The following is a 26,214-nucleotide window of genomic DNA, read 5'->3' on the forward strand; positions in this document are numbered from 1 at the left end:
GCCCCGCTTCTCGTTCGGGACGGGCTCGCTCCCGTTATCCCTGCACCTGCTTGGCCGCGCGGCGCAGCGGCTCGAACATGCCGGCAAAGAACTCCTGCCTGGTCATGCCCGGAGCGCCTGCCGCGTCGGCAACGGCGAACTTGTGATACTTGGCCGGTTCGTCGGCGATCAGGTAGATCACGCTGACGGAGTCCATGTCGCACAGTTGCGCCTTGGGGAACTCCTTCTGCACCACGGCCAGACGCTTGGCCGCAATGGCCAGGATGTCCGCACGTTCGCCGAAGTGCATGGCGCCCATCGCACAGCTCTTGACGCAGATGGGCAGCAGGTTCTTCTTGATGCGGTCAATGCACATGTCGCATTTGACTATGCGCTTGGTCTTGGGGTTCAGGCGCGGGATGTCGTAGGGGCAGGAACCTCGGATGGTCTCGAAGTCCTCCTTGGCCGTCTTCTCGGTGTAGATGACCGCGCCGGTGTCCTTGTCGATGATGATCGAATCCTCCAGCGAAGCGCCGCTTTTGCACGGGGCATCCAGGCAGTGGCGGCAGGCGTCCGGGAAGAAGTTCCACCGCACGGTGCCGTCGGGCTCCATGTGCTCCGCGAAGCGCACCAGCTTCACGTTGAAGGGGCCGAGGTCCGGCGGGTTCTGGTGGGTGCCCCGCTGCTTCGTCGGCACGGCGGGGAAGTCCTTCCACTCCTTGCAGGCCACCTGGCAGCCACGGCAGGCCGTGCACTTGGTGGTGTCTATGAGTATCGCCTTGGGCATGATTTCGCTCCTTGCGTACTAGAGCCGCGGCTAGAGTTCGGTCACCTTGGTGGCCTTCTTCACGTTGACCAGACAGGCCTTGTACTCCGGAATGGTGGTGTTGGGATCGCCAACCGAAGTGGTGAGCCTGTTGGCCGAATCGCCGCACTTGGGCTTTGTCCAGCCGAAGGCGAAGGGCATACCCACCAGATGCACGGTCTTGCCCATGACCTGGAACGGCTTGATCCGCACGGTGACCATGGCCACGGCCTCCACGCGGCCGCGCAGGCTCTCCACGATGACCACGTCGCCGTTCTTGATGCCCTTTTCCTCGGCCAGTTGCGGGCTCATCTCCACGTACTGCTGGGGCTCCGCCTCAAGCAGGCCGTTGCCGTTCCTGGTCTCCGATCCGGAGCACCAGTGCTCGGTCAGGCTGTAGGTGGTGAGCACGATGGGGAAGCGCGGGTCGGCGTGCTTGCACAGCACGTCGTACTCGCTGGCGGAAACCGACTTCATGCAGGGGTTGCACATCTGCGAGGAGAACGGGTTCGTGGCCAGCGGGCTTTCGGCCGGTTCGTAGTGCTCGGGGAAGGGTCCGTCCTCGCGGCCGGGGCCGTACAGCTGGCCGTGGCCCTCGGTGTGCATGATGAACGGATAGGGGCCGCCCTCGGCCATGGGCTTTGCCGGACCGTCGGGCACGTCGCCCACCCACTTGCCGTTCTCCCAGGCGATGACCGCCTTGTCCGGATTGTACGGCTTGCCGGCCAGGTCCACGCTGGCGCGGTTGTACAGCACGCGGCGGTTCATGGGCCAGGCCCAGGCGAACTTGGGATACAGGTGGATCTTGGCCTGCATGGGCGTCTGGGTCAAATCGCGGCGCTTGGCCAGGTTGCCCTCGGCCTCGGTATAGCCGCCGCAATACACCCAGCACAGGCTCGACGTGCTGCCGTCGTCCTTGAGGTTGGCGAAGCCCGGCACCAGCTGGCCCTTCTTGTAGGTCTTGTCGCCGATGACGGCATCCTGGGTGAAGTAGCCGTTGATGCGGCGGGTCATCTCCTCGGCATTGAACTTCTCAAGCATCTGATGCTTGAGGATCTGCTCCGGCAGGGCTCCGCCTTCCTTCGCGTACAGGGCGCGCACGCGGTTGCGGATCTCGATGACCATGTCGCCCATGCTGCGGCTCTTGCCGCGGGGCTCCACGGCCTTGTAATGCCACATGTGCCAGCGGCCGGAGTTGGACACCGTGCCTTCCTTTTCCGCGCGGTAGGCGGAAGGCAGCAGGAAGACCTCGGTCTTGCACTTCTTGGGATCCGCGCCGGGGCGACGGAAGTTGTCCGTGGTCTCGTTGTGGAACACCTCGCCCACCACCAGCCAGTCCAACTTGTCGAAGGCCTTGCGGACCTTGTTGGAGTTGGGGAAGCTCTGGCAGGGGTTGTGGCCGAAGATGAACCCGCCCTTGATCTTGCCCTGGTACATGCGGTCGAAGATGAACAGGTGCGAGTAGTCCTCGCCGGGGTCCAGCTTGGGCACCAGATTATAGCAGAAGTCGGTGTCCTTGGTGGCGTTTTCGCCGAACCAGGCCTTCAGCAGGCTGACGATGTACTTGGGCCTGTTCTGCCACCAGTTCACGCTCTTGGGGTCCGCGCTCTTGGGGGTGTAGGCCTTCAGGTAGTCGGCCAGGGCCTGGTACTTGGACACGGGCGCGCTGTGGTAGCCCGGCAGGTAGCCGTACAGCAGGGCATGGTCCGTGCTGCCCTGCACGTTGGGCTCGCCGCGCAGGGCGTTGATGCCGCCGCCCGCCACGCCGAAGTTGCCCAGCAGCAGCTGGACGATGCCGGCCAGGCGGATGTTCTGCACGCCCACGGTGTGCTGGGTCCAGCCCAGGGCGTAGAGCATGGTGCCGGCCTTGTTGGGCTTGCCCGTGGCGCAGAAGGCGTCGTAGACCTTGAGCAGGTTGTCCTTGCTGACGCCGGTGACCTGGCTCACGAGGTCCAGGTTGTAGCGGTCGTAATGCGCCTTGAGCACATTGATGACGCAACGGGGATGGGCCAGGGTCTTGTCGCGCTTGACCATGCCGTCTGGACCTTTCTCAAAGGCCCACTGGCTCTTGTCATACTTCTTCTTGGCCGCGTCGAAGCCCGAGAACAGGCCGTCCTTGAAGGAGAACTTCTCTCCGACCAGGAAGCTCGCGTTGGTGTAGTTGAGCACATAGTCGGTGAAATACAATTTCTTCTCAAGGATGTACTTCACCATGCCGCCCAAAAAGGCGATGTCCGTGCCGCTTCTGAGGGGCACGTGGAAGTTGCTGCGGGCGGAAGTGCGCGAGAACTTGGGGTCCACGTGGATGACCACGGCGCCCTGTTCCTTGGCCTTCAGCACCCAGCGGAAGGAGATGGGATGGTGTTCGGCAGCGTTGCTGCCCATGATGAGCACCGCATCGGCGTTCGCGATGTCGGTGTAATGCTGAGTCATAGCGCCGCGTCCAACCGACTCTGCCAGAGCCGGCACAGTGGGGCTGTGTCAGATACGGGCCTGGTGGTCCATGTGGACGATGCCCAGGCTTCTCATGAATTGGTGGGTGACGGCGCATTCCTCGTTGCTCATCTGCGAAGTGCCCAGGGAGAAGATGCTCTCCACGCGGTTCACCTCGGCACCAGCCGCGTTCTTCAGCACAAAGTCCTTGTCGCGCTGGGCCTTGACCTTGCGAGCGATGCGGTCAAGCATCCAGTCCCAGTCCTTCTCCACCCACTTGGTGGAGCCAGGGGCGCGGTACAGGGGCTTGGTGAGACGCTCCGGGCTGTTGTGCAGGCTCTTCAGGGCCGCGCCCTTGGAGCACAGTCCGCCCGCGCTGATGGGGTAGTCGGGGTCGCCCTCGACGTTGATGATCTTGCCGTCTTTGACGTGCACCAGGGTATTGCACCCGCAGGAGCAGAACGGGCAGATGGAGATGACCTCCTTGGCGCCCTCGATCTTGAGCCCCGCGGCGTATGCCTGCGTGGGGCCAAGGTCGATCCCCAGCTTCGACAGCCCGAGACAGGCGGTGCCCGCCCCGAGCAGCTTGATGAATCCTCGACGTGATACGCTCATGCCTCCTCCTTGTGTCAGCCGACCTGCCGAACGCCGGGCTGGCGCGGCCATGGCCGTTTTTAGGCACTAGTATGCCAATTCTGGCATAGGCATAGCGTGAGGGGCAAATTCAGGTCAACGGCGTTCATGTGTTTGAATAAACACACGCCCTTCAACCGGGAGGGAGGCTGCGCGTTCGCGCACCATGAAGCGACGACACGGGAAAGGGAAAAGATCGGCCGCGCTCTCCAGCGCGTGGCGCTCCACCTCGGCGAACCAACGGCGATAGCTTTCGGCCAGGGCGCGGCCGCTCGCGGTAAGGCGGCAGCCACTCTTGTTGCCCCCAAGCTTCTCCACCAGGGGCGCCCCCAGCGCTTCCTCCGAAGCCTTGAGTTTGCCCCAGGCGGCCCGATAGCTCATGCCCAGCTCTTCTGCCGCGGCCTTGATGGAGCCGCAGCTTTCCACGCGCTCCAAAAGCTGCAAGCGGCCCATGCCGAAAAGCGTTCCTTCCGCCCCCTCAAGCCACAGGTGCAGGCGGATGACCGCCTGTGATGGACGATGTGCATCCATCGAACAGTCGGCAAGATCCAGGTGGCTGTCATCCTTGGATTCTTGACGCTGGCACATGCCTGCTCCTCTCGCCACCGGGGCGCCTTATTCTGTCAAAATAGACAGAACAGGTTATGCGGATTCACGCGAAAAAAGTCGAATTGCGTGAACTGGTACGAGATTTGGCACCAAGACAGTTTGAGCCCCACAACGTGGCCGCTGCGGCCCTGGTCATGGCACCGCTGGAGGCACCCGCCGGATGGGGATCGCGGAGCGCACGAGAAGAGGGCCATGCTTCCGGGCGGCAGGCTGGTGAGAAGGGGCGGAGAACACCGTTGGAGCCGTCCGCCCCCGGTCGTGCGTTCTCAAAGCCCGGGAAGAGGAGCCCGAATGGAATACGCCCCGACCAGCTCCGCATTGCGCGCGGGCCCTCTGCCCTGCTTTCAGCACGCGCAACGCGGGGGGGGGTAAGGCGCTACTCCTTCACGGGCAGCACGTGGATGGCCTTGATGAACAGCTGCACCTCGTCGCCGGGCTTGAGGCCCAGGTCGTCCACGGATTCGGTGGTGAGCACCGAGGCCATCTCGCCCGGGTCGATGACCTGGAACTTCACCAGCGCCATGACGTCGCCCTTCTTCACGCTGGTCACCTTGGCCGTAAGCTTGTTGCGCGCGCCGTACTTCATCGCCGTCTCCTCCGTGATTCTGCGTTGCCCCGCCATGCCGCGCGGGCGGGTGACACCCCAGCCACAAACCTCAGAACAATTCGTCCATGAGGCGTGAAAACCCTTCAGGGTCGGTGAGCAATTCCCGGTCAACGGCCTCCAGCGCCGAGCCTTCGCACAGCACGAACACGTTGCGCGCCAGCCGCCGGGCCTGGTTCAGCCCATGGGAGACCACCAGCAGCGTGTAGCGCGAAGCGAGCTCCAGGAGCAGTTCCTCGATGCCCCGCGCGGCCTGGTAGTCCAGCGAGGCCGTGGGCTCGTCCAGCAAGAGCACCTCCGGCCGCGCCGCCAGCGCGCGGGCCAGGCACAGGCGCTGCTGCTGTCCGCCAGAGAGCGAGGCCGCCGGAGCCTCCAGCCGGTCCTTCACCTCGCCCCACAGCCCGGCTTCCCTGAGCGACGCCTCCATGCGCGCGGCGATCTCCGCTTTGCCCAGCCCGTGGGCCAGGGCCAGCGGCAGGGCGATGTTTTCCGCGATGCCGGCGGGCAGCGGGTTGGGCGTCTGGAAGACCATGCCCACGCGGGTGCGCAGGGTCTCGGGCCGCATGTCCGGGCCGTAGGCGTCCTGCATGGCCCCGGTCAGGCGGATGCGCACCGAGCCGGTGGTCTCGCAGCCCGGCAGGCATTCGTTCAACCGGTTGATGGCGCGCAGGAGCGTGGTCTTGCCCGAGCCCGAGCGGCCCAGCAGCACCGTGGGGCCGCCCTGGGACACGTCCAGGTTCAGGCCGCGCAGCACGGGGCGTCCGCCGAAGGAGACGTTCAGGTCGCGTATCTCGATGGCCGTCATGTGCCGGGCCTCCAGGCCTCATTTGTCGTACCGCCCAGCCTGCGCGCCAGGGCGAAAAGCGCCAGGGTGAGGGCGAGCAGCGTCAGCGCCGCGCCAAAGGCCAGATCCAGCTCCTGCGGGGTCTGGTGCTCGGCGGCCAGGTAATAGATGGTGAAGGGCAGGGCCTCGAACTTGTCCGTAAGCGCGCCCGGCCTGCCAGCACCCACCACCACACCGGTGAGCAGGATCACGGCGGTGTCCTCGGCCGCACGTCCAAGGGCCAGCACCACCCCGCCCAGGATGCCCTGCCTTGCTGCGGGCAACAGCACCCGCTTCACCGCCTGCCAGCGCGAAAGCCCAAGCGCGGCGCAGGTCAGGCGCAGTTCCTGCGGCAACCCGGCCAGGGCGGCGCGGGTGGCGCTCACCAGATAGGGCAACACGAGCAGGGCCAGGCACAGGGCCGAGAGCAGCAGGCAGGTGTTGGCGCTGGGCCAGAAGGTGCGCCGCAGGAGCAAAATCAGCGCGAAGCCGAACAGCCCCATGAGGATGGACGGCACGCCCGCCAACAGGTCCACGCAGAAGGAGGCCAGGCGCGCGGCGCGGCCTGTGGCGAACTCCGCCAGGTGGATGCCCCCGGCCAGGCCAACGGGAACGGCGAAGAGCGCGGCCAGCCCCACCAGCCAGAGGGTGCCCAGGCAGGCTGGCCAGAGCCCGTCGAACACCGGCGCGCCGCGCACAAGCGCGTCCAGGGGCGACGTGTCGCCGAAAAAGAGCACCAGGCTTACGACGGGCAGGCCGCGCAGGAACAGAAAGCCGAGCAGCGCCGCCAGCGCCGCCGGAACAAGGATGGCCGAGGTCCAGGAGAGCCCAGTGGCCAAGGTCTCCAGGCCGGGGAGGGGCCGACCGAGATATGCGAAAAAGGCGGTCTGGCCCGGCCTCCGGCTCAAGCCCCGCAGGCCGAGGTTCACGGCCAGGCTCATGCCAAAAAGCGCGAGCCCGCAGGCGAAGAGCGAGCCATAGGCCTCGCTCTGGCTGTCCGTGGCCAGCACGAGCCCGATGTGCGCCGTGAGCGCCCGCAGGGAGTCCAGGGGCGAATGCGGCACCTGGGCTGCGTTGCCGGAAAGCATGAGGGCGATGAGCGTGTCGCCGATGGCCCGGCCAAATCCCAAGGCTGCCGCCGCCTTTAGTCCGTGGCCGCACTGGGGCAGCGCTAGGCGCACCAGGGTCTGGGCCGGGGTGAGCCCCAGCGCCGCCGCCGTGAGGCGCAGGCCGGGGACGAGGAGTCTGAGCTGGCCGTCCAGCACCAGCGTCACCGTGGGCAGCACGAGCAAGGCCAGCACCAGCATGGCCGCCAGCCAGGAGAAACCGCTGGTGCCCGTGAAACACGAGCGCAACAGCGGCACCAGCAGGAACACCGAGGCCAGGCCATAGACCACCGTGGGGACGCCGCTCATCAGCCGTACCAGGGCCAGGAGGGGGGGCGAGATCCTGGCCGGGCCGAGTCCGTGGGCGAACAGCGCCAGCCCCAGGCCAAGCGGCCAGGCCAGGAGCATGGCCGAAGACGCCAGCAACAGCGACCCCACGGCCATTGGCAGGATGCCGAAGCGGTCCGAGGTGGGCTGCCAGGTCCAGGAAAGCACTGCCGCAAGCTGGCCGGGCTGAAGCAGGGGCAGGCTGAACCAGACCAGGAAGCCCAGGATGCCCGCCACGCACAGCACGCTTGCGCCCGCCGCGCCGGAGAGCAGGACCAACATGCCCCGCTCCCCGGCAGGCCGGAGGATTCCGCGCGCTCTGATCGCGTCGGCCATGCTACTTGGTGGGGATGTATCCGTCGGAGGCGGTGATGGCCGCGCCCTCCGGCCCCTGGATGTAGCTGATGAAGCTGGCCACGACGCCTGTGGGCTCGCCCTTGGTGTTCATGTACAGCTTTCGGGTCACGGGGTACTTGCCGCTCTTGGCGTTGTCCTGGGTCGGGGCCACGCCGTCCAGCGTGGGAGCCTTGATGGTGGCGTCGATGTGGCCGATGGAGACGTAGCCGATGCCGTCGGCGTCTCCCGCCAGCGCGGTCTTCATGGCTCCGTTGGAGGCCACCACGTTGGCTGAGGGCGCGATCTGGCCCTTTTTGAGCATGATCTCCCAGAACACCTCGCGGGTGCCGCTGGCCTCGTCGCGGGTGTAGAGGTGGATGGCCGCGTCGCGCCCGCCGAGTTGCTTCCAGTTGGCGATCTTGCCCGCGAAGATGTCCCGCACTTGGCTGTGGGTCAGCGCGCTCACCGGGTTCTTGGGGTGCACCACTGCGGCCACGCCGTCGATGGCGAAGGCGTAGGATTTGAGCCCGTACTTGGCCACCTCGGCCTCGGTGAGGGCGCGGCCGGTGTTGCCGATGTCCACCAGGCCCTCGCCCACCTTCTGCACGCCCACGCCGGAGCCGCCGCCAGCAACGGTGATGCGGACGCCGGGAGCCTTCTGCATGATGCGCTTGGCCGCCTCCTTCATCACCGGGATGTGCGCCGTGCCACCGGCGATGTCGATCTTGCCGGATTTTCCGGCAAAGGCGTCGAGATCACCCGCCTGGGCGGGCGCGGCGGCGAGCAGCAGGGCCAGGGACAAAAGCGTCGGCAGCAGGGTCTTGCGCATGGGATGGACCTCCTGAAGTGTGCGGTGTTCGGGCGCCGCGCGCAGGGGCCGCCGCCAACGCCAAAGCAAATACGACGAATTGAACATTTCTATGTCAATCTTTCGTATCGCGCAACTCCGCCAGGGGAATTTCAGCCCCTGGCACAGGAGGTCAAAAAACCCTGCCGTGCCTGCCGATGTTTCTCGCGGTCACGCCGCGAGCAGGTTTTGCCGTCAGGTGTCCGGCTGGTCAAAGCCAGCCACGGGGAAGGGAAAGATGGAGTTGGCCTGCGACAGGGCGCAGCGCTCCACGGCCATGAACCAGGCCTGGAACATGTCGGCCAGTTCCTCGCCCTCGCGCGTCAGGCGCAGGCCTTCGCGTTTGGCGCCGCGCTGCTCCACAAGCTTGACGCCGAGGGCCTGCTCGCTCTGCTGGATCTTGCCCCAGGCGGCGCGATAGCTCATGCCCATGTTTTGGGCGGCCTTCTTGATGGATCCGTAGTGCTGGATGTTGAAGAGCAGTTGGGCGCGGCCGATGCCGAAGAACAGCTCGCCGTGGCTCTCCAGCCAAATGTGCAGACGGACGATGGGACGCTCGGAGCTTGTCTTTAGCGGTTCAAGGGGGATCTGCCCGTCGAACCCGTCCGGACCGGACGGGAGAGGGTGTGTGGTCATGCGTCAGTCCTCCTGCCCCCTCGGACCGGCTCCGGCCAACGGTCGTCCAATCCGAGGCTTGGCACCGGATGTGACGGTGCGTTCATGCTCTACTCCTTTGGTTGCTTGTGGGTCATGCCCAGCCAACAGGTCGTAGTTCTCATTGTACGCGTTTCATATTTCCGGCCACAAGCATATGCAACATCGGCGCACATATTCAAGATTTGGCACTTCGCCAACCGTCTGAAATCATGGTGGAGAGGTGTCGTGGACATATGTGTTTCATAAAACACTTTTAAATGATTGAATAAATATTGCCGAATCCCGATGCCGTGGCATGATTGCCAGAATCGGCACACGAAACGGCGGCCGCACCGCGCCGCCGGGACTGACAACACAAGGAGGAGGCATGAGCGTATCACGTCGAGGATTCATCAAACTGCTCGGCGCCGGAACGGCGGCCCTGGGGCTGTCGCGGCTGGGCATCGACCTTTCGCCCACCCAGGCCTACGCCGCGGGGCTCAAGATCGAAGGGGCCAAGGAGTCCATCTCCATCTGCCCGTTCTGTTCCTGCTGCTGCAACGTGCTGGTGCACGCCAAGGACGGCAAGATCATCAACGTGGAGGGCGATCCGGACTATCCCGTGAGCGGCGGCGGCCTGTGCGCCAAGGGCGCGTCCTTGAAGAGCCTGCACAACAGCCCCGAGCGGCTCACCAAGCCCCTGTACCGCGCCCCCGGCGCCACCAAATGGGTGGAGAAGGACTGGGACTGGATGATGGAGCGCATCGCCAAACGCATCAAGAACCAGCGCGACCGCGACTTCAAAGCCAAAAACGCGTCCGGCGCCGTGGTCAACCGGCTGGAGAGCGTGTTCCACCTGGGCTCCTCCCAGGTTTCCAACGAAGAGGCCGCCGTGCTGCACCAGATGATCCGCGCCTTCGGCATCGTGCACTTCGACCACCAGGCGCGCATCTGCCACAGCCCGTCTGTCCCGGCCCTGGCCGAGTGCTTCGGCCGCGGGGCCATGACCAACCACTACTCCGACCTGGGCAATTCCGACGCCGTGCTCATCATGGGCAGCAACTGCGCGGAGCACCACCCCATGACCTTCCGCTGGATCAACATGGCCAAGGAGAAGGGCGCGGTTGTGGTCCACGTGGACCCCAAGTTCTCGCGCACCTCGGCCCGCAGCAGCTACCACGTGCCCATCCGCTCCGGCACGGACATCGCCATGCTGGGCGGCATGATCAAGTACATCCTGGACAACAAGAAGTACTTTGAAGAGTTCGTGGTGAACTACACCAACGCCAGCTTTCTGGTGGGCGAGAAGTACTCCTTCAAGGACGGCATGTTCGCCGGGTTCGACGCGGCCAAGGGCACGTACGACAAGGGCGCCTGGGCCTTCGAGAAGGACGAGAAGGGGCTGGTGAAACGCGACAGGACGCTCAAACACCCCCGCTGCGTCATCAACGTCATGCGCGAGCACTACAGCCGTTACGACCTGGACAAGGTGTCCTCGGTCACCGGCGTATCCAAGGCGGACCTGTTGCGCGTGTATGAAGATTTCAGCGCCACGGGCAAGCCGAACAAGGCGGGAGCCTTTGTCTACGCACTGGGCTGGACCCAGCACAGCGTGGGCGTGCAGAACATCCGCGCTTCCGGGCTCATCCAGCAGCTCTTGGGCAACGTGGGCGTGGCTGGCGGCGGCATTGCGGCCCTGCGCGGCGAGCCCAACGTGCAGGGCACCACGGACCACGCCCTGCTCTATGGCTATCTGCCCGGCTACCACAGCACGCCCACCGCGAAGTACCAGAGCCTGGGCGAGTATCTGAAAGCCTACACGCCCAAGAGCGCGGACCCCATGAGCGTGAACTGGTGGCAGAACAGGCCCAAGTACGTGGTCAGCCTGCTCAAGAGCTGGTACGGCGACAACGCCACCAAGGACAACGACTTCGGCTACTCCTGGGTGCCCAAGATGGATCCGGGCGAGGACTACTCGCACCTGTACATCTTCGACCGCATGTACAAGGACCAGATCAAAGGCGGCCTGTGCTTCGGCCACAACCCCTGCCAGAGCGTTCCCAACTCCAACAAGGTGCGCAAGGCCTGGGACAAGCTCGACTGGCTGGTCATCGGCGAGGTGTTCCACAACGAGACCACGGACAACTGGCGTCGGCCCGGCGTGGACCCCAAGAAGATCAAGACCGAGGTGTTCCTGCTGCCCAGCGCCTACCGCGCGGAAAAGGCCGGCACCATCTCCAATTCCGGTCGCTGGCACATGTGGCACTACAAGTGCGCCGAGCCCCTGGGCAAGAGCCGCAACATGGGCGAGATGTTCGTGGAGATCATGAACCGCGTGCGCGACCTGTACCTGAAGGACGGCGGCGCGTTCCCCGAGCCCATCACCAAGGCCGACTACCCCAAGACCTTTGACGCCGAGGCCGTGGCCAAGCGCATCAACGGCGTCTTCACCCGCGAGACCACGGTGGGCGGCAAGACCTACCAGCGTGGGCAGTGTGTTCCGGGCTTCCCCAACCTAAAGGACGACGGCAGCACCACCAGCATGAACTGGCTCTACTGCGGCGGCTTCACCGAAGAGGCTGGCAACCTGGCCAAGCGGCGCGACCTGGCCCAGACGCCCATGCAGGCAAAAATCCACCTGTTCCCCAAGTTCGCCTGGGCCTGGCCCATGGACCGGCGCATTCTGTACAACCGCGCCAGCGTGGACGTGAACGGCAAGCCCTACAACCCGGACAAGGCCGTCATCGAGTGGAAGGACGGCAAGTGGGTGGGCGACGTGCCCGATGGCGGACAGCCTCCCATGGCCATGAAGGACGGCGTGTACCCCTTCATCATGCACACGGAAGGCCATTCCCAGCTCTTCGGTCCCGGCCGCGAGGACGGCCCCTTCCCCGAGCACTACGAACCCGCCGAGACCCCGCTCACGGTGAACCCCTTCTCGGCGCAGATGCACAACCCGGTGATGAAGGTCATCAAGAGCGACATGGACAAGCTGGCCGAGCACGGCGACCCGCGCTTCCCCATCGTGCTCACCACGTACAGCCTCACCGAGCACTGGTGCTCCGGATCGGAGACGCGCAACGGCCCGGCCCTGCTTGAGGCCGAGCCCCAGCAGTACATCGAGATGAGCCATGAACTGGCCAAGGAAAAGGGCGTCAAAAACGGCGACGTGGTCATCGTGGAGAGCCTGCGCGGCAAGACCCAGGCCGTGGCCATGGTCACGGTGCGCGTCAAGCCCTTCACCATCATGGGCAAGACCACGCACCTGGTGGGGATGCCCTTCTGCTTCGGCTGGACCAAGCCAAAGTGCGGCGACACCACCAACCGCGTCACCGTGTCCATCGGCGATCCCAACACCAGCATTCCGGAATACAAGGCCTGCCTGGTGAACGTGTACAAGGCGACCAAGGTCACCGAGCTGTAGGCGCAAACGACAAGGAGCGACGACATGCCAAAGGCATTTTTCATCGACACCACGAAATGCACAGCCTGCCGGGGTTGCCAGGTGGGCTGCAAGGAGTGGAAGGACTTCCCCGCCGTGCCCACCAAGCAGCGCGGCACCCATCAGAATCCGCCAGACCTGACGCACTTCAACTTCAAGCTGGTGCGCTTCGCCGAACACATGGACGCAAAGGGCACGGTGACCTGGAACTTCTTCCCGGACCAGTGCCGCCACTGCCTGGACGCCCCGTGCAAGTCCGGCGCGAGCCTGCCGGATTCCATCATCATCGACAAGGACACCGGGGCGGTCATCTACACCGAGAAAACGGCCAAGGAGGACTTCGAGACCATCCGCGGCTCCTGCCCCTACGACATCCCGCGCCTGAACCCCAAGACCAAGCGCATCGTCAAGTGCGACATGTGCATCGACCGGGTGAAGAAGAACATGCTGCCCATGTGCGTGAAAAGTTGCGCCATGGGGGCCATGCACTTCGGCGAGCGGAGCGAGATCCTGGCCAAGGCGGCCAAGCGGCTCGCCGCCGTGCAGCGGGAGTTCCCCAAGGCGCAACTGTGCGACATGGATTCCGTCAGCGTGATCTACCTGATCGCCGACGAACCGGCCAAGTATCACAAGTTCGCCGTCGCCGACGCGGCAGGCGCTCCGGGCATGACCAGGCAGGAGTTCTTCGCCGGCATGTTCGAGCCCCTGCGCCGCGCGGCCAAGCAGATCCAGGGCTGATACCCCTCCATCCACGCGGGGCCGTCCGGTTTCTCCAGAGCCGGGCGGCCCCGCCCCTTTGCCCGCATAGCCGCAAGGAGCAGCAACGCACATGGAAACCATCGAAGTCACCCTGGCCCGCGAACTTGGGATGAATCCCGCCCTTGAGCCTTTGGCCGCCGCTTTCGGACCGCTGCTCATCTCCCGGGACCTGCGCCGCCAAGCCGCCCCAGGCTGGCGGGGCACCCCCCCGGAGCTGGAGCCGGAAGCCTTTTCCTCAGGACGCCCGCTGCTGCCGGAGGGCGGCTTCCAGCGCCCTGATGCGGACCTTTGCTCGGCGTTGAAGGACCTTGTCCCGCTGCTGCGCGCCAGCCTGCCGGGCCTGGACAGGGAGCTTGCCGCGCTGGAGGACGCAGTGGCACTGGGGAGCCTCACGCCGGAAGTCCTGTGGGCTGCGGCCTTCGGGCGCGATGCCAGCGTCGCGGGCATCGCGCCGGAGTTGCTGTCCTTTGTGGCCGCCGAGACGGTGCGCCCCTTTCTGGAGCGCCAGGCCGAGGACCTGGCGGCGCTCATCAGCGGGCTGCCCTGGCAGGGAAACGTGTGCCCGCTGTGCGGCGGCGCGCCGCACATGAGCGTGCTGCGCAAGCCCGAAGGGAACGAGGCCTTCATCACCGCCCATGGCGGCAAGCGCTTCCTGCGTTGTTCCTGCTGCGCCACGGAGTGGGCGCACAAACGCGTGTCCTGCCCGTCCTGCGGCTGCGAGGAGCCAGACGAATTGGTGGTCCTGCGCGACCCGGAGCGCCCCTTCGAGCGCGCGGACTGCTGCACCCGCTGCAAAGGCTTCCTCCTCTGCCTGGACAGCGCGGAACTCGTGGCCGTGCCGCATCCGGACGCCGCGGCGCTGGTCATGGCGCCGCTGGAGGCCAGGGCCATTGCGCGGAAATTCCGCCCGCTGGCCGGGCACATCTGGAGCGGGCTCATGGCGTGAACGGCGCCCCCCGCTTCGACCGGACGCCTCGGTACACCGAAGGCAGAGGCCTGCAAGGGCATCCACAAAAAACATGCGGGGGGAACGGCGCTCATGGCCCTCCCCCCCCTTTTTGGGTTGTGCGGATTATCGCCCGGCTCCCCTCCCCGCGGGTCTTGGCAGGAGCTCTTTCCCTCCGCTTTGCGCGAGCCACACCAATACCGCTGGCTGCACCAGAGCCAGCACGATGGAAAGCCCCGCCACCGTGGTCATCCCGACCAATGCGCCGCTGTCCGCCGTGGTGAGAATGGCCGAGGACAGCAGCGCGCCCAGCCCGTTGCCCAGATGCTGCACCGAGGCGGCAAGAGACATGAACGCCCCCCGTTCGTGCGGCTGCGGCAGCTTGGAGCCTTCCGCCGCCGCCGAGACGTCCCTCATGCAGACCAGGGCGGAGAACATGACGAACACCACCAGCAGGGAACTGATGCTCGGATGCATGAACCCGTCCGCAATGAAAAGCCCCAGAAGCGCGGTGGTCGCCAGGTTCAGGGGAATCGGCCCGACCTTGTCGTTGAGCCGTCCCGCGATCTGGACCGCGACCAGGCTGACGATTCCAGCCGCGAAGTACAGCGTGCCCAGCTGTTCTCTGGGAAAATCCCTGTTGAACTGGTAGAATGCGGAGATATTGGTAATGATGAGGAAGGAGGAAATCTTGGACGAGCCGAACATGGCCAGGGCCATGCAATGGGCCTTTTCGCGCAGCAGCGCCCCAAAGCGCCCCGCCGTCTTTGCGGCCCGGGCACGATGGCCGGTCATGGACGGCATGGTCGCCGCGATGACTGCGAAGACAAGGGCCCCCACGGCGGAAATGACGTAGAACGGGCAGGTCCACGATCCCAGCCGGGCCAGCTCCAGGCCGAAGGGCAGCGCCACGATGGCGGAAACGGAAAACGTTCCCATGACAATTGCCAGGGCGCGTCCCCGTCTCTGTGGAGGCACGGCGTCGGTGGTGATGGTCAGGGCGATGGCCGCCGCTGGCCCTCCGAACATGCCTGCCAGGATACGGCAGAAGATCAGGCCCAGAAGGCTTTGCGCCAGAGTCGTGGCCACGGTGCTCAGGCTCAGTCCGGCCACGGCGGCGAGGGCCACGCTTTTCCTGTCGAACCTGTCGAGAAACCCGGCGCATAGGATTCCGGAAAAGGACACAGCCAGCGTGTAGCAGCCGCAAATAATCCCGATGTCCGAGTTGGTCACGGGCAGGACCTTGGCGATATCGGGGCCCAGTGGCATGACCATCATGAAGTCCATGATGTTCACGAACTGGATGAGCGCGGCGATCAGGACGATTTTCCCCTCTTCCCCAAGCGAGAGACCGCGGAGAATGGTGCGTGCATTCATGAAACGCATGGCAAACACCGGCTCAGAACACAACCAGATCGCCGTTGCCGACATACAGGTTTGCTCCCGTGTCAGGGGCGTTCTTCGCCAGCCTGTCGTAGGCCCGGAAACCATCGGTCCCAGGCACGACTGGAACGCCCTGCTCCTGTGCCCGTCGGGCCCAGACCCGCCCGGTGCAGTGGTTGCAAGCAACTTTCCGCATCCCCGACGCCTGTATCTTGTCGATGCTGCCCTGCATTTCCGGATGCCATTTTTCCAGGGGGGCGATGTGCAATCCTCCATAGCATCCGTACATCCTGCCTCCATCCAAGAAATTCGCCGCCGCATGGTCGATCAGCCGTCCGATGCCGGGATGGCCGCAACCTGTAACAATGACATAGCCCTTGTCCCTGACCTTGACGTAGACCACGTTTTCCCCCCGCACTCCGAGCGGGATGTCCACATCCAGCATAGCAATGGCAACACCGAGCTGCGGGACGCACATACCACCGGCAGGCACTGCTGTACGCGGCCCGGTGTGCGGGAAGCTGTTGCGGGGATTGCCAGAAAGCGCGGAATAGTCCGCGCCATCGAGCAGGCGAAGGCTTTTCTCCTGCAATGTGGCCGGAAAAATGATGGGGATACCGGGGTCGTTCTTCAGCGTGCTTTCCAGCCCCCAGAAGTGGTCGTTGTGATCGTGGGAAATTATGAGCCCTGCAATCGTACGATTTCGCAGCATTTCATCGACGCCACTTTTGGCAAAGGCATGATCCATCCAGGCGGTGCTCCAGCCCGTGTCCAACAGATAGCTGGTCTTCCCGCCCTCAAAATCCTCGACAGTCAGAAGCGCGCTGTATCCTCCTGCATTGTCCGGAGCGAAAGGAATGTCGTACTGATTCATGGAAGGGCCGCCAGCCCTGCGCACATCGTTGGCGATCATTTCCGTATCAAACCAGCCCACCTCGGAAACGCATTTGATGGTCAGCCCCCGAACCTCGCCGAAATCCAGCTTCGGGGCGCTGGCCTGCAGCTCAGGGAGACAAAACAATCCGGACATTCCGACTACGGATGCCCCGGCCAGTGTCTTGAGAAACGCTCGACGATTCGCCTCCATATGCAACCTCCTCCAGGCTGTTAGCCCAGCTTGTCGGACCGGATGGATTTGTGCGGCATTCCGCCTGCGCGATAGAGCCGCACCCCGTTCCTCCCTCAATCCTGAACGGATCGGAAAGGAAACGCATGCACGCACCGGGCGTTTTCTTGTCTGTGGAGGTCGTTTCGATGCGAAACCGTCACTGCATGACTGCGGGAAACAGCAGGGGAAAGAGGTCAGGAAAGCAATACGGCGAACGCAACACTAGCTGTCGGAGTGGAGAGTGGAAACATTCCTGCGCAATGCGCTAGGACTGATGCCGAAGCGACGGGAAAACAGACGGGTCAAATGGGCTGGACTGGAAAAACCCACGGCGTAGGTGGCTTCCGTCACGTTCGCCTCGCCCGACTCCAAGAGCATCTTTGCCTTTTCAAGGCGCTCGCTCCGTAGAAATTCGAAAACCGAAACCCCATAGATCTTGCGGAATCCTCGGGTCAAGGTGGTCACGCTCAAGCCCGCCCGCGCAGCCAGTTCGGCAAGGGACGGAGGAGAAACCATGTTCTCCTGCAGAATTCGCCGGACATGACGAAATTGCGAGGTTCCAGCCAAGGCAGGGAAATTGCCCGCCGGAGCGGCGGAGTTCGGCCCGGCATTGGGACTATTGGGGCCGCATGGACAACCTGGAAAACCTAAGGGATCAGGGTTCAGTTCGGACATGATGTGCGAAATGAGTTCCAAGGCTTTGGCCTCCAGAAAGACCATGCCTGCGCGCCCCCGGTAGGGGCAGAGGAATATCTGCTGCACTGCTGCCTGCATGGCGACATTCATGGGGAAAAGTCGATGATCCGCCCCTACCTTTTCCCAAACAGCCGAAAGCCCTAGGTTGGCCCCCAGGGAATCGAAGAGGGAACACTGTATGCTGATACAGGCAAAGCGGATATCCTCGCCGGGCGCGCATCCATGGATACCTTCCCGGCTTGGGGGCGCCCATACGGCGGCATACCGGGGCGGAACCACGACCTCCTGTTCCACATCCCGAATCCGGTTGCGGATGGTCCCGGACAAAACAAACGCCAGCTCGCAAGTCCCACAGCTGGAGCGAAAAGGAAACACCCCAGGGCGTTCGAGACGAAAATCGCCTAGACGGATGTCGATCCCAGGACGGATGGAGATTTTCCGCTCTCTGTCACCGAAAAAACTGGTGGGAGCAAAGACGGACATGGCGGACATGCGCACTCCAAGATCGTGAAAATTGGCAATACGGGCACAAAGACGGCACCTCCGCAGCATAGGTTCTCGTCCGGAACGCGTCAACACGCTTCGGACGCGACTCCTATTGGGGCGAAAATCAAGCTATCCGATGCTCCATGGACACCAAAACACACCCCTTTTGGGACACATTGCCCTGGAATGACTTTCGCCTCGTCCTCGGAGAGCTGACCTACGCGGTCGGCGACAACGGCATAGCCGAACACCAGAATTTCTTTTCCGTCGGTGCCGACATGCCGTGTATCTTCGGACCACTTCAATCTTGAGGGTGGCTTCCCGGTTGACGTTGGCCTGGACAATGCGGCTGTACGCCGTTGGCGTCAGGTTGCCCAGACGTGAATGAGGCAACACCATGTTGTGTGGTGCCGACGCCCCTTGCACAGCGGTTCCACGCAATGGCCAGGACTCCGTCCCATGCTTGCTGCCCTTGCCGCAACCCCGTGTGACCAGCCGCAGGACAGCCAGCCGCCCCGCCCGTGATCCCGTCGGCATCAAGGCGGCCTCAAATGACCCGGGCGGAACAGCGCTTCCACAAATCATGGCACGGGCGCACGCGAACCCGATCAGCCTGCCTTGGCTGTCCAGGTCCGGGGTTCCGATCAGCCTCTCCCCCAGCCCGCATGGAGCAGCCTTCGCCGCGGCCGAAGCATAGCTCAAAAAAATACCATCAGCACAATGGATTGACTCTGCTTGTGCACACGACATACCTTGTGATCAAATTCACATAAGGCATCATTGAACAGTCTCATTCGAAGGGAAACGCCCACAAGGAGACGACATGCAACTCACGTACGCCCAGTACGCAATGTCTGCAGGTGCCCTGATTGCTCTCGTGAGCGAGGTGTTGGCGTTTCGATCCCTGAAAGAGCTTAAGCGGCTGACGGCATACTCCGCATGTGCCCAACTCGGATATGCGCTTGTGGGCGTTGGTTCGGGAGAACCGGTCGGGACGCTAGGGGCCGCCTTGCAGCTGCTCTACCAGGCTGCGGCCAGGGCCGTGTGGTTCCTGTGCCTGCGCCGATTGGCGGCGGAGCAAGGCGACTCTTCCCTTGCGGCGCTGGCGGGGACGGGCGCCCGTCGTCCGGGCCTTGCGCTGCTGCTGGGCTTCTCCATGTTCACGGCCATCGGCCTGACGCCCTTCACCGCGCCTCCGGGCAAGGAGTTCCTGCTCCTTGCCGCGGTGCAGAAGGGCAGCCTCCTTGTCGCCCTTGCCCTTGCCGCAGCGGGAATCTTCGCCGCACTGTATACGGTGCGCGTTGTTCATGCGGTGTGCCTGAAGAAGGGGGTGGAGCCGGAGCCCAAGTCCGCGTATTTCGCCGGTGTCGGCGTCGGCGGGCTGCTGTTGGCGGGAGCGCTGGCCCTGGCCTGCCTCTTTTCCGGGCCGCTTACGGGACTGCTGGCCGGACTGCTTCAAGGCCGTGTGGACGGCTCCACCGCAGCCGCAGGCCACGTGGCCGGGCTGGCGGATTGGCCGCTTCCGGTGATGATCGCCTACCTGGGCGCCTTTGCACTGTTCGCCATCGTCCGCTTCGCTCCGAAGCTGCGGGGTCTGGCGGCACTGGTCCTTGCCGCCGCAACGCTTGGGGCGGTCATGGCCGCTCCTGTCGCCGGGTCTGCGATAGAGCCGCTGCGCCAATTCTTCACCCTGCTCTTCGCCATGGGCGGCGGCCTGATCGTGGTGTATTCCATCGGCTACATGGATGGCCAGGAAGGCGAGGACCGCTATTCCTTCTTCCTGTTCCTCCTGTTCGCTTCGCTCATCGGCCTGGCCTCGGCCACGGAGGCGGCCGCTTTTTACAGCTGCTTCGAAATCATGACGTTCTCCTCCTATATGCTTGTGGTGCACAAGCGCACGGACGAGTCCCTCGCGGCGGGCGCGCAGTACCTGGTGATGTGCGTGGGCGGCGCAGGGGCCATGCAGGTCGGCCTGCTGGCCCTGACCGTCACCGGCACTCCCGATGTTCTGGGGAGCATGGCCGTAGCCCTCTCGGCGTACAGCCCGGCAACGGTTGCGGGCGTGGCGCTAATGGTGCTGGCGGGCTTTACGGTGAAGGCGGGCTTTTTCCCGCTGCACGCCTGGCTTCCCGCCGCGCACCCCGTCGCGCCGTCCTCCATATCGGCCCCGCTGTCCGGCCTGCTGACCAAGGTCGGCGTGTTCGGCGTGGCCCTGGTGGTGTCGGCGCTGGCCAGCACGCCGCTTGCGGGCGGATACGGCCAGTGGGTGCTGTGGCTCTTGACCGCAATGGCGGCCGCGACCTTCATTCTGGGCGAGCTGATGGCCCTGGCGCAGCAGGATATCAAGCGCATGTTGGCCTATTCCACCCTGGCCCAGATCGGGGAGATTGGTCTTGTCCTGAGCCTGGGAACCTTTGCCGCCACGGCAGGCGCGCTGGCCCACGTGCTGAACCACGCGGTGATGAAGGACCTGCTCTTCCTCGCGGCGGGCGGCATCATCCTGCGCGCAGGCAGCCAGCGCCTAGGCGATCTGGCGGGCATGGGCAAGGCCATGCCGTTCACCGGCGTCTGCATGGCCGTTGGCCTGGTCTCCATAATGGGCCTGCCGCCCATGGGCGGATTCTTCAGCAAGTTCCTCATGCTCAAGGCCGCGCTGGACGCAGGGCAGCCGTGGATGGCCGCGTTGATCCTGGTCGGCGGTCTCATCGGCTGCATTTACTATGGCCGGATCATCAAGGTGTTGTTCTTCAGCAAGTACGAAGGCGCGGCCGTGGCTCCGCTGCCGCTGACCATGGGCCTCGCCATCGGCGCACTGGCTGCGCTGGCGCTCTGTTCAGGCGTTTTCCCGACCCAGTGGGTGGCGCTCATCCTGCCCGCGGCAGGCGCTCTTTTCCCGGCCGGGGGGGCCCTGCCCGACATCAGCATTCACTGGTCGGGCGCGGCTGTCCTGCCGCTTGCGGGCGCGGCGCTGGCGATCCTTCTGCGCCGCAACCTGAAGGCGGTCGGCGCCGCGGCCACCTTGAGCCTTGTGCTGGCCCTGGGCTGGGCCATTGCCGGAGCCGGTTTCCCGACAGACCTGCAACGCTATTTCGCCCTGCTGGTGCTGGCCCTGGGCGCGCTGAACGTCGCCTACTCCGCCGGCTACATGTCGCACAGCCACAGCCCCTGGCGCTTCTTCGCGGTCTTTTTGACCATGATCAGCGGCCTGGTGGGCATGACGACGGTCGGTTCGCTCGTGGCCTTCTTCTGCTTCTGGGAGATCATGAGCAGCTGGCCGCTGTTCTTCGCCATCATCCACGAGGAAACGCCCTCGGCCCTCAAGGAAGGCACCAAGTACTTCCTGTTCAACATCGCGGGCGCCTCGTTCCTGTTCCTGGGCGTGCTGCTCCTTGGGCACGGCTGCGGCGGATATGACTTTGAGGTCGTGGCAAGGGCCGTCGCGTCCTCGCCAGCTGGCGTGTGGCTGCCCGGCATATGCCTGATGGGCGTCGGTATGCTCATGAAGGCGGCCATGCTGCCGGTGCGCATCGACTGGCAGATGCACCCGGCCACCGCGCCCACCCCGGTGAGCGGCTACATCTCGGCCATGCTGCTGAAGAGCGGCCCCTTCGGCATCATGCTGCTGCGCTTCGTCCTGGCCCAGGGGGCCAGCGGCGACGCGGCCCAGGCCTTGGACACGGCCATGTACGTGGGCGCCTGGATCGGCGGCGTCACCATCCTGTATGCGGGCGTCCAGGCGCTGTTGCAGACCGGCATCAAGGAAATGCTCATCTACTCCACGGTCAGCCAGCTCGGCTATGTGGTGCTCGGCGTCTGCCTGGGCACTTCGCTTGGCGTCACAGGCGGACTGCTGCACCTGTTCAACCATATGCTCTTCAAGGATCTGGCGTTCTTGTGCGCAGGCGCGCTGATGTTCGCCAGCCACGCCCACAACCTGGAGGAACTTGGCGGCATGGGCCGCAAGATGCCGATAACCTTCCTGTGCTTCAGCGCGGCCCTGTTCTCGGCCGCGGGGATGCCGCCCTTCAACGGGTTCAATTCCAAGCTTGTCATCTACTACGCCCTCATTGAACGCGGCGAGCTGGTGCTGGCCATCATCGCCATCCTGTCGAGCGTCATCACCTTGGCGTACTTTCTCAAGTTCATGCATGGGGCGTTCTTCGGCCAGCTGACGCCCGCTGCGGAGCGCGCAACGGAAGTCGGTCCGGCCATGCGGCTGCCGATCATGATCCTGGGAGGGCTGTGCCTGCTCACCGGCGTGTTTCCGGGTCTGGCGCTCATCCCCCTTGCCGGTCTGGAACAGACCCTGGGCATTACGCCGCCGCAAGTGGGGCTTACGGGCATCGTTTCTGGCTACGGCGCCATGAACATGACGCTGCTGAGCTTCATGCTCCTCGCCGTGGGCGGCGGCGTGTGGCTGGGCGTCGCGCGGCTCACCGCCCGGAGAGTGCGGCGCACGGCCATCCACACCTGCGGCGAGACCAGCGTGGATCAGCGGCTCACGCGCATCAGCGCTGGCGATCTCTACGCTGCCCCGATCAAGCTTTTGGCCGGCCTGTCCAAGGGTCACTTCTCTCTCAAGCGCCTGGGAGGACAGCATGACTGATGTCACTGAAGCGGTTTTCGCCATCCTGCTCTTCCCCGGCGGACTCTTTGTCCTCACCCTGGGGCTGCTGCTCAAGGGCGTGGACAGAAAGGTGGTGGCCCGGCTGCAGCGGCGCGTCGGCCCGCCCCTGTACCAGCCCGCGCTCGACATCATCAAGCTCCTGACCAAGGAGACGCTCATTCCGGATACAGCCAACGAGCTGGCCTTCCGGCTGGCGCCGGTGCTGGGGCTCACCGGCATGTTGGTGACAGCGGCGCTTATGCCCATCGGCGGCGTGTGGAACGGCGTGAGCGGGCTGGGCGACCTGCTTGTCCTGCTCTATCTGCTGCCCATCCCGGCCATGGGGCTTATGCTCGCGGGCGGCTCCTCCAGCTCGCCTTACGGCTCGTTGGGCTTCTCCCGCGAGATGTGCATGATGTTCGCCTATGAGATGCCGCTCATCGCCTCGTTCCTTGCGGTGGCGGTGCGGGTGGGCGGCGCAAGCGGCTCGCTTTTGTCCCTTCCCGCCATCATGGACTACCAGTTCCAGCACGGGCCGCTGCTTTTCGACCCGGTGATGCTGCCCGCGGCCCTGGCGCTGATCCTCTTCATCCCCGGCACCATGGGCCACGGACTGTTCGACATTCCCGAAGCCGAGCCCGAGGTCATCGAAGGACCGCTGCTCGAATACTCCGGCCCGCTGCTGGCGGTGTTCCACCTCATGAGCGCGGTGAAGCTGGTGGTGGTGCTGGAGTTGGGAGTTGCGCTCCTGTTCCCGAATCCCCTCGTGACCACCGGGGGCGGAGGAGTGCTGGTGAACCTTCTTTGGCACATTATGAAGTGTTTGGTGCTGCTTATGGTTTCGGTGACGTGTTTTCGGGCTGCCACTGGTCGGCTGCGCCTGGACCAGGGCTTTTCGTTCTTCGTGAAGTACACCTCACCGCTGGCGCTCGTCAGCCTGGGGCTGGCGTTCCTGCTGCGTTAAGGAAGGGTGCCTGATGCTTCAACTCATAAGCGAACTCGCCTCGCGCTCCCCCTGGATCTACCGCATCAACGCGGGCTCCTGCAACGGCTGCGATGTGGAAATGGCCACCACGGCGCTTATTCCCCGCTATGACGTGGAGCGCCTGGGCTGCAAGTATTGCGGCAGCCCGCGACATGCGGACGTGGTGCTCATTTCCGGTCCGCTGACCTTGCGTGTGCGCGACAAGGTGCTCCGGGTCTACAACGAGATTCCGCATCCCAAGGTCACCGTGGCTGTGGGCGTGTGTCCGGTTTCCGGCGGCTGCTTCCGCGACGGCTACTCCGTGGGTGCGGACATCGACCATTACATCCCGCTGGACGTCATTGTCCCCGGCTGCCCGCCAAGGCCGCAAGCCATCATGGAAGGCGTGCTCAAGGCCGTGGGCATCTGGCGCACCAGGCTTGAGGAGGGCGTATGCTCCCATTCCTGAAAATCATGCTGCGCAACCTGTTGCTTGGGCCATCCACGGACCCGTTTCCCTTTGCGCCCGCGAAGACCCATGAGAATTTTCGCGGCTGCGCCGAGTTCGATCCGGAAAAGTGCATTCTCTGCGGCATCTGCCAGCACGTGTGCGCTGCGGGCGCAATCCAACTCCGCCCAAGCGAAGACGGTTCTGGAATGCAGTATCTACTGTGGCACAACTCCTGCGTCTTCTGCGGAATGTGCGCCCACTACTGCCCCACAGGCGCCCTGACCATGTCCAACAACTGGCACCTTGTCCATACGGGCGCGGAAATGTTTTCAAACTGCATTTCGAGCTTCATTCCCTTTGGCGAATGCGCCCAGTGCGGCGCAAAGATCCAGCCGCGCCCGCAGGCCATCATCGACAAGCTCGGCGTGCGCAGTCCCGAGCGTTTCCTGCTCTGCCCGCAGTGCAAGCGCCAAAGCATCGTCCGAAACGTCGCGCAGGTCCGCTCCACTCGCAGACAGGAGAACACATGAACGACACAGCGCTGCAATCCCTGGAACAGGCGGTCTCCATGGCTCTTGGCACGGGGTTTCTAAACTGGACCTCGGATGTGAACGGCAACCGGTTCGGGTGGGTGAAGCTGGGCACCCCGGAGAGCCTGCTCTCCATCGCGCCCCCGCTGGCCCAATGCGGGGCCCGCCTTATGACCGTAACCGCCTACCGCGGCGACAAGTTCGGCCGCATGGAGATGGAGGGGCACGAGGTGTCGTACCACTTCGACCTGGAAGGCGTGGTGGTGACCGTCTCGGTCTGCCTGCCCGACACGCCGCCCACTGTTCCCTCCATCACTCCGTGGTTCAAGAACGCGGACTGGAATGAACGCGAGTTCGCCGAGCTGTACGGAATTGTTCTGAAAGACCACCCGAACCCGCGCCGCCTGTTCCTCGATTCGAGCCTGGACGCGGCCATCCTCGACCGCCTGGTCCCGCTCTCCACCATGATGAACGGCGCTTCGACCACAACCCTGTGGGAAAAGGTGTTTTCGGGTAAGCAGTTGCCGGAGTGGACCAAGGGAGGGAACAACTGATGTCCTCCACCACCTATACCTTGCCCATCGGTCCGCTGCACGTGGCCCTTGAAGAACCCATGTACTTCGACATCCAGGTCGAGGGCGAGAGCGTGCGTTCCGTGGAGATTTCCGCCGGCCATGTGCACCGCGGCATGGAAGCCCTGGCCATGCAACGCAACTACTTCCAGAACGTCACGCTGACTGAGCGGGTCTGCTCGCTGTGCTCCAACAGCCACCCGGCAACATACTGCATGGCCGTGGAGAACTTGAGCGGCCTTGTCGTCCCCGAGCGGGCCAAGTATTTGCGGGTCATCGCCGACGAGGTAAAGCGCATCGCGTCGCACCTCTTCAATGTCGGCATCATGGCCCACCTTACCGGATTCGACTCCCTGTTCATGCACGCCATGGAAATTCGGGAAATCATACAAGATGCCAAGGAAGGCGTGTATGGCAACCGCATGAACCTGGGCCAGTGCATCATCGGCGGCTGCCGCCGCGACATCGATGCATCCACCGGCCCCTTTCTTCGTGGCCAACTCGAACTGCTCAAGCCACAGCTCGACGAACTTTACGGAGTCTTTGAACGCGACCCGCTCATCCGCACCCGAACCCAGGGCATCGGCATCCTGCCCGTTGAAGAAGCCAAGCGCCACGCTGTTGTCGGCCCCGTGGCCAGGGCTTCCGGCGTGGCCTACGACGTTCGCCGCAAGACGCCGTATGCGATCTACCCCGACATCGACTTCGAGGTACAGACCGACACCAGGGGCGACGTGCATTCACGGGCGCTGCTGCGCCTGCGCGAGGCGGTCCAGTCGGTGAAGATCGTTGAGCAGTGCCTGCGCCAAATTCCCAGCGGGCCGATCAACACCAGGGAGATACCGGTGATCCCGCCGGGGGAGGCGGTGGCCCGAAGCGAAGCCCCCAGGGGCGAGGTCTTCTACTATGTGCGCTCGGACGGGACGGATACCCCCCAGCGTTTGAAGTGGCGTGTTCCGACCTACATGAACTGGGAAGCGCTGCAGGTCATGCTGGCGAACTGTCAGGTCGCCGACATCGCGCTGATCGTGAACAGCATCGACCCGTGCATCTCGTGCACAGAGCGCTAGGCACGCCTGTTCTTTCTCAAGACGTTTGCGTGCAGTGGCGAATCTGGATGCGCTTACATGGCT

Annotated in this window: 20 protein-coding genes; 9 read left to right on the top strand and 11 right to left on the bottom strand. The window is 64.2% G+C overall.

From position 1 onward, the window contains the following. Positions 1-34 precede the first annotated feature (34 nt). From CHB73_RS03620 to CHB73_RS03655, 8 genes are all read right to left on the bottom strand, one after another. Positions 35-766, bottom strand: a complete 732-nt coding sequence (locus CHB73_RS03620) for a 4Fe-4S dicluster domain-containing protein (RefSeq protein WP_089272144.1) — start codon at positions 764-766, stop codon at positions 35-37. A gap of 30 nt (positions 767-796) precedes the next feature. Further along, positions 797-3,832, bottom strand: a complete 3,036-nt coding sequence (gene fdnG, locus CHB73_RS03625; protein WP_089272146.1) for a formate dehydrogenase-N subunit alpha — start codon at positions 3,830-3,832, stop codon at positions 797-799. Positions 3,833-3,946: 114 nt separating this feature from the next. Beyond that, the gene (locus CHB73_RS03630; RefSeq protein ID WP_327438363.1) at positions 3,947-4,438 is read right to left on the bottom strand and encodes a winged helix-turn-helix domain-containing protein; all 492 of its coding nucleotides are present in this window, start codon (positions 4,436-4,438) and stop codon (positions 3,947-3,949) included. A gap of 397 nt (positions 4,439-4,835) precedes the next feature. After that, positions 4,836-5,045 carry a TOBE domain-containing protein gene (locus CHB73_RS03635; protein WP_089272148.1) on the bottom strand — a complete coding sequence of 70 codons (210 nt, stop codon included), beginning with the start codon at positions 5,043-5,045 and terminating at the stop codon, positions 4,836-4,838. A gap of 70 nt (positions 5,046-5,115) precedes the next feature. Beyond that, positions 5,116-5,868 carry a phosphate ABC transporter ATP-binding protein gene (locus tag CHB73_RS03640; protein WP_089272150.1) on the bottom strand — a complete coding sequence of 251 codons (753 nt, stop codon included), beginning with the start codon at positions 5,866-5,868 and terminating at the stop codon, positions 5,116-5,118. Further along, positions 5,865-7,601: a phosphate ABC transporter permease gene (locus CHB73_RS17070; protein WP_235641491.1), complete on the bottom strand. Its 1,737-nt coding sequence runs from the start codon at positions 7,599-7,601 to the stop codon at positions 5,865-5,867. The genes CHB73_RS03640 and CHB73_RS17070 overlap by 4 nt, the downstream gene beginning before the upstream one ends. 55 nt (positions 7,602-7,656) lie before the next feature. Beyond that, positions 7,657-8,484: a phosphate ABC transporter substrate-binding protein gene (locus CHB73_RS03650; protein ID WP_089272152.1), complete on the bottom strand. Its 828-nt coding sequence runs from the start codon at positions 8,482-8,484 to the stop codon at positions 7,657-7,659. A gap of 213 nt (positions 8,485-8,697) precedes the next feature. After that, on the bottom strand, positions 8,698-9,138 hold the full coding sequence (locus CHB73_RS03655; protein WP_235641494.1) for a winged helix-turn-helix domain-containing protein: 441 nt from the start codon (positions 9,136-9,138) through the stop codon (positions 8,698-8,700). A 388-nt stretch (positions 9,139-9,526) separates the two neighbouring features. Between CHB73_RS03655 and fdnG (CHB73_RS03660) the strand changes: the two genes are divergently transcribed. The 3 genes from fdnG (CHB73_RS03660) to CHB73_RS03670 all read left to right on the top strand — a co-directional run bounded on the left by fdnG (CHB73_RS03660) (position 9,527) and on the right by CHB73_RS03670 (position 14,285). Beyond that, positions 9,527-12,562, top strand: a complete 3,036-nt coding sequence (gene fdnG / locus CHB73_RS03660; protein WP_089272154.1) for a formate dehydrogenase-N subunit alpha — start codon at positions 9,527-9,529, stop codon at positions 12,560-12,562. Between the two features lie 24 nt (positions 12,563-12,586). Further along, the gene (locus CHB73_RS03665; protein WP_089272156.1) at positions 12,587-13,318 is read left to right on the top strand and encodes a 4Fe-4S dicluster domain-containing protein; all 732 of its coding nucleotides are present in this window, start codon (positions 12,587-12,589) and stop codon (positions 13,316-13,318) included. A 91-nt stretch (positions 13,319-13,409) separates the two neighbouring features. After that, complete coding sequence (locus CHB73_RS03670) at positions 13,410-14,285, top strand: formate dehydrogenase accessory protein FdhE (RefSeq protein WP_089272158.1); 876 nt, start codon at positions 13,410-13,412, stop codon at positions 14,283-14,285. A gap of 126 nt (positions 14,286-14,411) precedes the next feature. On the opposite strand, the gene CHB73_RS03675 is transcribed toward CHB73_RS03670, so the two are convergent. From CHB73_RS03675 to CHB73_RS03680, 3 genes are all read right to left on the bottom strand, one after another. Continuing rightward, entirely contained in the window at positions 14,412-15,662 is a 1,251-nt protein-coding gene (locus tag CHB73_RS03675) for an MFS transporter (RefSeq protein WP_179216874.1), read from the bottom strand. A 22-nt stretch (positions 15,663-15,684) separates the two neighbouring features. Then, a complete protein-coding gene (locus tag CHB73_RS16695; RefSeq protein WP_179216875.1) occupies positions 15,685-16,755 on the bottom strand; it encodes an MBL fold metallo-hydrolase in 1,071 nt (356 codons plus the stop codon). Between the two features lie 243 nt (positions 16,756-16,998). Further along, complete coding sequence (locus CHB73_RS03680; RefSeq protein WP_179216876.1) at positions 16,999-17,964, bottom strand: AraC family transcriptional regulator; 966 nt, start codon at positions 17,962-17,964, stop codon at positions 16,999-17,001. Between the two features lie 817 nt (positions 17,965-18,781). On the opposite strand from CHB73_RS03680, the gene CHB73_RS03685 reads away from it, so the two are divergent. The 6 genes from CHB73_RS03685 to CHB73_RS03710 are packed head-to-tail and all read left to right on the top strand — an operon-like array spanning position 18,782 to position 26,151. Beyond that, complete coding sequence (locus CHB73_RS03685; RefSeq protein ID WP_089272164.1) at positions 18,782-22,564, top strand: proton-conducting transporter transmembrane domain-containing protein; 3,783 nt, start codon at positions 18,782-18,784, stop codon at positions 22,562-22,564. Next, positions 22,557-23,528 carry a respiratory chain complex I subunit 1 family protein gene (locus CHB73_RS03690; RefSeq protein ID WP_089272166.1) on the top strand — a complete coding sequence of 324 codons (972 nt, stop codon included), beginning with the start codon at positions 22,557-22,559 and terminating at the stop codon, positions 23,526-23,528. The genes CHB73_RS03685 and CHB73_RS03690 overlap by 8 nt, the downstream gene beginning before the upstream one ends. A 13-nt stretch (positions 23,529-23,541) precedes the next feature. Beyond that, a complete protein-coding gene (locus tag CHB73_RS03695; RefSeq protein WP_089272168.1) occupies positions 23,542-23,997 on the top strand; it encodes an NADH-quinone oxidoreductase subunit B family protein in 456 nt (151 codons plus the stop codon). Beyond that, the gene (locus tag CHB73_RS03700; RefSeq protein WP_089272170.1) at positions 23,982-24,509 is read left to right on the top strand and encodes a 4Fe-4S binding protein; all 528 of its coding nucleotides are present in this window, start codon (positions 23,982-23,984) and stop codon (positions 24,507-24,509) included. The genes CHB73_RS03695 and CHB73_RS03700 overlap by 16 nt, the downstream gene beginning before the upstream one ends. After that, positions 24,506-25,063: an NADH-quinone oxidoreductase subunit C gene (locus CHB73_RS03705; protein WP_089272172.1), complete on the top strand. Its 558-nt coding sequence runs from the start codon at positions 24,506-24,508 to the stop codon at positions 25,061-25,063. Before CHB73_RS03700 ends, CHB73_RS03705 begins: the two co-directional genes overlap by 4 nt. Next, positions 25,063-26,151, top strand: coding sequence for a hydrogenase large subunit (locus tag CHB73_RS03710; RefSeq protein ID WP_089272174.1), 1,089 nt, complete (start codon positions 25,063-25,065; stop codon positions 26,149-26,151). The genes CHB73_RS03705 and CHB73_RS03710 overlap by 1 nt, the downstream gene beginning before the upstream one ends. Positions 26,152-26,214: the final 63 nt, after the last annotated feature.

The sequence above is a fragment of the Humidesulfovibrio mexicanus genome (assembly GCF_900188225.1).
Lineage (GTDB): Bacteria > Desulfobacterota > Desulfovibrionia > Desulfovibrionales > Desulfovibrionaceae > Humidesulfovibrio > Humidesulfovibrio mexicanus.